Raw genomic sequence first — 6,115 nt, 5'->3', positions numbered from 1 at the left:
GCATTGAGAATCGTCGGCGCCGCCCCGCCGGCCTGAAGGGCCTCGCGGGCGAGCCGCAAGGCCGGAAAGCGGACAGGATCGGGCTCGGAGAAAGTTAACGAGCCGATCTGCGCAAGGTTGAGCCGGGCGCAGGGCGTCGCCATGCGGTTCGGCCAGGCCAGCGCATAGGAAATGGGCGTACGCATGTCCGGCGAGCCGAGCTGGGCGAGGACCGAGCCGTCCACATAGGCGACCATGCTGTGCACGATCGATTCCGGATGAATGACGATTTCGAGCCGTTGCTCGCCGACCGGGAACAGGTAGTGCGCCTCGATAAGCTCAAGGCCCTTGTTCATCAGCGTCGCGCTATCGACAGAGATCTTGGCACCCATATCCCATTTGGGATGTGCGACCGCCTGGGCGCGCGTCGCCCTGGCCATCTCGTCGAGCGACCAGGTGCGGAAGGGGCCGCCCGAAGCCGTGAGGATGATGCGGTCGACCGCGTGAAGGCGCTCGGCCTCAAGCACCTGAAAGATTGCATTGTGCTCGCTGTCGACCGGCAGAAGCGTTGCCCCGGAGCGGGCGACTTCGGCGAGGAAGAGCGAGCCTGCGGAAACGAGGCATTCCTTGTTGGCAAGCGCGACCGAGGCGCCGCGACGCACTGCGGCGAGCGTGGGCGCAAGACCCGCCGTGCCGACGATACCCGCCATGACCCAATCGGCGGGCCGCACCGCCGCCTCAATGACCGCGCTCCTGCCTGCGCCGATTTCGATGCCGGTGCCTTCGAGCCCGGCGGCAAGCTCGTCGTAAAGCGTCAGGTCGCCGATGACTGCAAATTGCGGACGCAGGCGGCGGGCCTGTTCGATCAGCCTGCCGACATTGCGATGCGCGGTGATGGCTACGAGGTCGAAGTTTTCGCGGTCACGCTCGATCAGGTCGAGCGTCGAGACGCCGATGGAGCCGGTGCAGCCGAGCACAGTGACACTACGCCGCTCAACGGCGGCCGGAATTTCCATGTCGTGAAGCTCTGCGGTCAGGGCCAAATCAACACTCCTGCGCCGGGGCTTACGCTTCCATGCAGCAGCGCAATTACCGCCGCCGCCACAGCCGCCGTTACCAGACCGTCGACACGGTCGAGGATGCCGCCATGGCCGGGGATGAGCTTACCCGAATCCTTGACGCCTGCGCGACGTTTCAGCGCCGATTCCAGAATGTCGCCCGCCTGCGCGATCACGGCGAGAGCGGCGCTGACCAAAACGAGGATCGCGGGTGAACCAAGATTGAGCCAGATGGCGGCAATGGCGCCGACCAGCCCAGCACCGAACATGCCGCCGATCAGGCCAGCCCATGTCTTGTTGGGCGAAAGGCGCGGCGCAAGCTTCGGCCCGCCAATGGCGCGCCCGAAGAAATAGGCAAACGTGTCAGTCGCCCACACGACGATGAGCAGCCAGAAGATCGCGACCCGCCCGAATTCGGGATCGAGGCGCAGCCAGAGCAGCCCGATGAGCGGCAGGATCACATAGGGATAGGCGAATATGGATGGCCAGAGCGGCGCATTGCGCAGAATGCCGACCGTGATGGCGAAGGTCAGCCCCGACAAGCCCGCCAGAAGCGCGACGAGCGGACCGCCGGCTGCCGCCGCCAACACGGCGATCAGGGCAAAGCCTGCAAGCATGATGCGCGACGTCTTCGTGTCGCCGGGCAGGAGCGCTGAAAGCTCGAACGCCATGGCGATGGCGGCCACGGCCAGCATCGCGGCGAAGGGCCAGCCGCCGAGCCATGTGAGGCCCAGCGCGACCGGGGCCAGGACGAGGGCCGACAGGATGCGGGTGCGCAGTTCAGCGGATTTCGAGACTGTGGGCTCAGCCATGGATCAGGACTTGCCCGTAGACGATTGGGCCGGGGCGGTGGCGCCGAAGCGGCGGTCGCGCCGATTGAACTCGGCGATCGCTTCCTTCAGCCGCTCGGGCGAGAAATCGGGCCAGTAGACATCGGTGAAGACGAGCTCGGCATAGGCGCTTTGCCAGAGCAGGAAGTTCGAGAGGCGCTTTTCGCCGCTGGTGCGGATGATGAGATCGGGATCGGGCACGCCTGCCGTGTCGAGATGGGCGGCGACCGTCTCTTGAGAGATTGCTTCAGGATCGAGGCGACCGGCCTTCACTTCCCGCGCGATACGACGAACGGCAGAGGTGATCTCGTTTTGGCCGCCATAGTTAAAGGCAATGATGAGCTTCAGGCGGTCATTGTTGCGGGTGAGCGTCTCGGCCTCTTCGATCAAGGCGACGATATCGGGCTCCAGATCCTCCCGGCCGCCGATGATACGAACCTGAACGCCATTCTGATGAAGTTCGGCCAAGTCACGGCGGATAAAGAGCTTTAGCAGTCCCATGAGGTCGCTGACCTCATCGGCCGGACGGTTCCAGTTCTCGGAACTGAAGCCGTAAAGCGTCAGATAGCGGATGCCCATTTCGCCCGCTGCCCGCGTGATGACACGCACAGCCTCGACGCCCTGACGGTGGCCGATCTGGCGCGGCAGCATGCGCCTGGCCGCCCAGCGCCTGTTGCCGTCCATGATGATGGCCACATGACGCGGAACGCCAGCCGCTTCAGCAGCACTCGCCGACTGGTCTGGCGCCCACATCTTCACGTCAGGTTTCCCGCATCAGTTTCATATGGTTATCGGCCTTTTCTTGTCCAGATAGAGAGCAAGCTTACCCTCATACCTGCATGATCTCGCCTTCCTTATGCGCCAGAGCGGCGTCGATTTCGCCGATGATCTTGTCGGTCAGCTTCTGGACCTTGTCCGTCTGCACCTTGTAATCGTCCTGGCTCATATGGCCGTCTTTCTCAAGACGCTTGAGCTCGTCCATCGCATCGCGGCGGACGTTGCGCACGGAAATACGGGCCTGCTCGGTATATTTGGCCGCGACCTTGGTCAGCTCCGTGCGTCGCTCCTGATTGAGCTCCGGGATCGGCAAGCGGATCAGCGTGCCATCGACGTTCGGGTTGAGGCCGAGCCCGGCGGAGCGGATCGCCTTGTCGACAGCCGCGACCATACCACGGTCCCATACCTGCACCGTGATCAGGCGCGGCTCGGGGGCGTTGACGGTCGCAACCTGGTTGACCGGCGTAATCTGGCCGTAGGCATCGACCATCACGGGATCAAGCAACGAGGCCGAAGCACGGCCTGTGCGCAGGCCGCTGAATTCCTGTTTCAGGGCCTGAAACGCGCCACGCATGCGCCGTTCGACGTCTTCGACGTCCAGTGTCTTTGGGTCAGCCATCTTGTCCTTCTATCCTTTAGCGCTCTAACTCGTATCTCAGGCAGCAGCATTCTCGATGATAGTGCAGCGTCCGTTACCTGTCAGAACATTGACGAAACCACCATCGTCATGGATCGAGAAGACGATGATGGGAATGTTGTTTTCGCGGGCAAGGGCGATGGCGGACGTGTCCATCACCTGCAGGTCACGCGCGAGCACGTCCATATAGGTCAGCCTCTCATAGCGCGTCGCGTCCTTTACCTTGTGCGGGTCGGCGGAATAGACCCCGTCGACCTGTGTACCCTTCATGAGGGCGTCGCAGCCCATCTCCGTCGCCCGCAAGGCCGCTGCCGTGTCGGTCGTGAAGAAGGGATTGCCCGTCCCTGCCGCAAAGATGACGACGCGGCCTTTTTCCATGTGTCGCACCGCTCTGCGGCGGATATATGGCTCTGCGATGGTCGTCATGGGGATGGCGGACATGACGCGGGTCTGGACCCCCATGCGCTCCAGCGAATTCTGCATGGCCAGCGCGTTCATGACGGTGGCAAGCATGCCCATATAGTCGGCGCTTGCCCGCTCCATGCCTTTTGCCGCGCCAGAGAGGCCGCGGAAGATGTTGCCGCCGCCGATGACGAGGCAGATTTCGCAGCCTATGTCGGTCGCCTGCTTGATCTCGCGGGCGATGCGGTCGACCGTCTCGACATCGATGCCATATTGCTGATTGCCCATCAGGGCTTCGCCGGAAACCTTGAGGAGCGCGCGCTTGTAGAGAGGTTTACTGGGCATGCGGGGGCTTTCCGGTACGGCAGGATTCGAACGTGTTTACTTTTGACGTGTCTACGGGTGCCGGGGAGACGAATCCCCTGCCCGACCCACTTACAATAACGCCCCCAGCGCTTATTAGCGAAGGGGGCGTTTTATCTTGAGCGTTCAAATATCAACCGCGAGCGGCGGCTGCCACTTCTGCGGCGAAATCCGTCTCGACCTTCTCGATGCCTTCACCGAGCTGGAAGCGGATGAAACCGACAACATTGATCGGCGCACCGGCAGCGGCTTCGGCTTCCTTCACCGCCTTTTCGACAGTGAGGTCCGGGTTCACGACGAAGGCCTGCGAAAGGAGCACGACTTCTTCGTAGAACTTGCGGATGCGGCCTTCGACCATCTTCTCGATGATGTTGTCGGGGCGGCCCGATTCCTTGGCTTCGGCGATCAGCACGTTGCGCTCACGCTCAACGACAGCCGGATCGACTTCTTCGCGGCGCGTTGCAAGCGGGCTCGTCGCGGCGATGTGCATGGCGATCTGCTTGCCGAGTTCGGCGAGCTTTGCCTTGTCGCCCGTCGACTCGACACCGACCAGCACGCCGATCTTGCCGAGGCCCGGAACGACCTGATTGTGGACATAGGCGGCGACGATGCCGTCGCTGACGCTGATCGAACCGGCGCGGCGAACGCTCATGTTCTCGCCGATGGTGCCGACCTGCTCGGTCACGTAATCCTTCACGGAGAGCGCGGAACCGGGATAAGCGGTCGCCAGCAGCTTCTCGGTGTCGCCATTGACGCCGAGGGCGGTCTTGGCGATCTCGGTGACCATGGTCTGGAAGTTTTCGTTGCGGGCAACGAAGTCGGTCTCGGAGTTGACTTCGACGAGCGCGCCACGCGTGCCGTCGGCAACGACGCCGACGAGGCCTTCAGCGGCGACGCGGCCGGACTTCTTCGCGGCCTTGGCAAGACCCTTGGTGCGCAGCCAGTCGATGGCGGCTTCCATGTCGCCCTGCGTCTCATTGAGCGCGGACTTGCAATCCATCATCCCCGCGCCGGTCTTCTCGCGGAGTTCTTTCACCATGCCTGCGGTGATGTCGGCCATTGGAATATCCTCTCAAATCAAGCTTGAATGCGAGCGGCCCGGCAGCCTCTCATGAGCCGCCGGGCCGACTTGTTCGCAAAGACCGCGTGAGCGGTTCTTAGACGGCAGCGGCCTCGACGGGGAGCGCCACTTCGGGCTCAGCCTCAGCGCCGACATCCATGCCGGAAGCGATGTGGCTCTGCGAGATGCCGTCGATGACCGCACGCGAAACGAGTTCGCAATAGAGCACGATCGCGCGGGCGGCGTCGTCGTTACCCGGAACCGGGAAAGCGATGCCGTCCGGGTTCGAGTTGGAATCGAGGATCGCGACGACCGGAATGCCGAGCTTGCGGGCTTCCTCGATCGCAATCGTTTCCTTGTTGGTGTCGATCACGACCATGATGTCGGGAATGCCGCCCATGTCCTTGATACCGCCGATGGCGCGCTCAAGCTTGTCGCGCTCACGGGTCAGGTTCAGCACTTCCTTCTTCGTCAGGCCGCGCGCTTCGCCCGCGAGCATCTCGTCAAGCTGACGCAGACGACGGATCGAGTTCGAGATCGTCTTCCAGTTGGTCAGCGTGCCGCCGAGCCAACGATGGTTGATGTAGTACTGTGCGCACTGGCGGGCAGCAGCGGCGACCGGATCGGAGGCCTGACGCTTCGTGCCGACGAAGAGCACACGACCGCCACCGGCAACCGCGTCACGAACGGCGACGAGCGCCTGGTGAAGCAGCGGAACCGTCTGGGCAAGGTCGATGATGTGGATGTTGTTGCGGTCGCCGAAGAGGAACGGCGCCATCTTCGGGTTCCAGCGGTGGGTCTGGTGGCCGAAGTGAACGCCGGCTTCCAGCAATTGACGCATAGAGAATTCGGGCAGTGCCATGACACTGTTACTCCTTTTTCCGGTTGGACCTCCGCGGGGGAAAGAACGACCGGAAATCCGGCCGCACCGGACCGACCTTCCCTATGTTGCCCCTCGAAAGAGGCGTGGGAGGGCCGAGCCCCGCGTGTGGAATGGTGCGGGGTATAG

7 protein-coding genes are annotated in these 6,115 nt (G+C 63.0%); all 7 read right to left on the bottom strand.

All coding sequences use genetic code 11. The features are described 5' to 3' along the window. The coding region (gene dxr / locus WA943_RS00160; RefSeq protein WP_424467467.1) for a 1-deoxy-D-xylulose-5-phosphate reductoisomerase at positions 1-1,022 on the bottom strand (1,022 nt) is incomplete at its 3' end. Further along, positions 1,013-1,849 carry a phosphatidate cytidylyltransferase gene (locus tag WA943_RS00155; RefSeq protein ID WP_424467465.1) on the bottom strand — a complete coding sequence of 279 codons (837 nt, stop codon included), beginning with the start codon at positions 1,847-1,849 and terminating at the stop codon, positions 1,013-1,015. The genes dxr and WA943_RS00155, both read right to left, overlap by 10 nt. A gap of 3 nt (positions 1,850-1,852) precedes the next feature. Beyond that, the gene (locus tag WA943_RS00150) at positions 1,853-2,620 is read right to left on the bottom strand and encodes an isoprenyl transferase (RefSeq protein WP_424467469.1); all 768 of its coding nucleotides are present in this window, start codon (positions 2,618-2,620) and stop codon (positions 1,853-1,855) included. Between the two features lie 76 nt (positions 2,621-2,696). After that, positions 2,697-3,263 (bottom strand): ribosome recycling factor, encoded by a 567-nt coding sequence (frr, locus tag WA943_RS00145; protein ID WP_424467463.1) that lies wholly within the window; start codon positions 3,261-3,263, stop codon positions 2,697-2,699. A gap of 36 nt (positions 3,264-3,299) precedes the next feature. Beyond that, positions 3,300-4,028, bottom strand: coding sequence for a UMP kinase (pyrH, locus tag WA943_RS00140; RefSeq protein ID WP_424467461.1), 729 nt, complete (start codon positions 4,026-4,028; stop codon positions 3,300-3,302). 151 nt (positions 4,029-4,179) lie between these two features. Beyond that, complete coding sequence (tsf, locus tag WA943_RS00135) at positions 4,180-5,106, bottom strand: translation elongation factor Ts (protein WP_424467460.1); 927 nt, start codon at positions 5,104-5,106, stop codon at positions 4,180-4,182. A gap of 97 nt (positions 5,107-5,203) precedes the next feature. Further along, complete coding sequence (gene rpsB / locus WA943_RS00130; RefSeq protein WP_424467458.1) at positions 5,204-5,968, bottom strand: 30S ribosomal protein S2; 765 nt, start codon at positions 5,966-5,968, stop codon at positions 5,204-5,206. Positions 5,969-6,115 lie beyond the last annotated feature (147 nt).

This window comes from Parvibaculum sp., assembly GCF_049651025.1.
In the GTDB taxonomy this organism is placed as follows: domain Bacteria; phylum Pseudomonadota; class Alphaproteobacteria; order Parvibaculales; family Parvibaculaceae; genus Parvibaculum.
This window is presented reverse-complemented; position numbering and strand designations above follow the sequence as displayed.

Bases quoted from the DNA above. Each gene is read 5' to 3' on its own strand.
- rpsB (WP_424467458.1), bottom strand. From the start codon at position 5,968: ATGGCACTGCCCGAATTCTCTATGCGTCAATTGCTGGAAGCCGGCGTT.
- WA943_RS00155 (WP_424467465.1), bottom strand. From the start codon at position 1,849: ATGGCTGAGCCCACAGTCTCGAAATCCGCTGAACTGCGCACCCGCATC.
- frr (WP_424467463.1), bottom strand. From the start codon at position 3,263: ATGGCTGACCCAAAGACACTGGACGTCGAAGACGTCGAACGGCGCATG.
- pyrH (WP_424467461.1), bottom strand. From the start codon at position 4,028: ATGCCCAGTAAACCTCTCTACAAGCGCGCGCTCCTCAAGGTTTCCGGC.
- WA943_RS00150 (WP_424467469.1), bottom strand. From the start codon at position 2,620: ATGTGGGCGCCAGACCAGTCGGCGAGTGCTGCTGAAGCGGCTGGCGTT.
- tsf (WP_424467460.1), bottom strand. From the start codon at position 5,106: ATGGCCGACATCACCGCAGGCATGGTGAAAGAACTCCGCGAGAAGACC.